General features: G+C 67.8%; 1 protein-coding gene. It reads left to right on the top strand.

The window, feature by feature from the left end; genetic code table 11:
• Positions 1–94 precede the first annotated feature (94 nt).
• The gene (locus tag ACIP5W_RS35705) at positions 95–1729 is read left to right on the top strand and encodes an ISAzo13 family transposase (protein WP_401482245.1); all 1635 of its coding nucleotides are present in this window, start codon (positions 95–97) and stop codon (positions 1727–1729) included.
• Positions 1730–1751 lie beyond the last annotated feature (22 nt).

The following is a 1751-nucleotide window of genomic DNA, read 5'->3' as shown; positions in this document are numbered from 1 at the left end:
GGGGCTTGTATTTCAATTACTGCTCTGCGAGCCGGAGTTGGCGGGACACTGGGGTGTGACTGCACATACGGCCGCTCGAGCCTCGGTGGTGGCTCTGAGGGCCAAGTTCGATCGGTTCCTGCCCCATCTCGATGAGCGTCGCCGTCGGCTCTACCTCGCCAGCGAGGCCGCCGCGCTCGGCCACGGCGGGATCACGCTGGTGGCTGCCGCTTCCGGCGCCAGTGCGGGCACCATCGCCCGGGGGATTGCCGAGCTGTCCGGGTGTCCTTTGCCTGCCCGGAGGGTCCGGGCCCGGGGAGCCGGCCGCAAGCCGCTGACGGTCACCGACCCCGGTCTGCTGCCCGCGCTGGAGGCACTGATCGAGCCGAATACCCGGGGCGATCCAGTCTCGCCGTTGCGCTGGACCACGCTCTCACTGCGATCCCTGGCCTCGACACTGACCGCTCAGGGCCACCCGGTCAGCGCGGCGACCGTCGGACGCCTGCTGCACGCCCTGGGATACAGCCTGCAGGGAACCGCCAAAACCACGGAAGGCGCCGCTCATCCGGACCGGGATGCCCAGTTCACCCACATCAACGCCACCGCCGCGGCCTTCCTCGACGACAACCAGCCGGTGATCAGCGTGGACACCAAAGCCAAAGAATGGCTCGGCAACCGCGACCGGCCCGGACGCACCTGGCGTCCGGGCAAGAATCCCATCCGCGTGGACTGCCACACCTTCATCACCAGCGACCAGCCCGTGGTCATCCCCTACGGGATCTACGACATCGCCCGCAACACGGGCTGGGTCAACGTCGGGACCGACCACGACACGGGCGAGTTCGCGGTGGAATCCATCCGCCGCTGGTGGCAGCACCGCGGACGCGACGACCATCCGGACGCCAGCCGGCTGCTGGTCACCGCCGACTGCGGCGGTTCCAACGACCCACGCCGCTGGACATGGAAGAAACACCTTGCCGCCTTCGCCCTGGAGAGCGGGCTGGAGATCACCGTCTGCCACTTCCCGCCCGGAACATCGAAGTGGAACAAGATCGAACACCGCATGTTCTGCCACATCACCGCAAACTGGCGAGGCAGGCCACTGACCAGCTACCAGGTCGTCATCGACACTATCGCCGCCACGACCACCCGCACCGGGCTGAGAATCGGCGCCGAAATCGACACCGGCCGATATGACCTGGGCACCACAGTCCCACCCGCCGAGTTCCACGCCCTGCCGATCACACCCCACCACTTCCACGGCGACTGGAACTACACCCTGGCACCGGTCGCACCCCGGCCCCCCGAGCCGGCACGGAGCCGACAACCGATCGATCCCGCCCTGACCGCGATGCTCACCGACCCGGCCCTGACCGGCATGCCCCGTCCCGCCTTCGACCACCTGGTCGCTGTCTCGGAACCGTACTGGGACGCCCTGGCCGAGGCGGCTTTCCAACGACGCTTCCACCGCCCACGCAGCTACCTCCACCCGCAGACCAGCAGCCTCGACCACTACCACCGTCTGCTGACCGCCCTGTTACGCCGCCGCGGAGCCGTCACCAGCACACTTCTGGCCCAACTCCTGAACGTCAGCCGCACCAACCTCTCCAACCAGTTCCAGGACGGCCACCGCCTCCTGGACCTGCACCGCATCGCCGTCACTCCGCTACCCGGAGCACCGGCCCGCACCCTCACGCAACTACGAGCCCGCCTACCGTCACACGACGACACCTGCACAGATCAACTCTGACAGTTATTCAGACACAGGCCCC

The sequence above is a fragment of the Streptomyces sp. NPDC088766 genome (genome assembly GCF_044750845.1).
Taxonomy (GTDB): Bacteria; Actinomycetota; Actinomycetes; order Streptomycetales; family Streptomycetaceae; genus Streptomyces.
The sequence above is the reverse complement of the archived record's forward strand: the minus strand, read 5'-3'. Positions and strand labels throughout refer to the sequence as shown.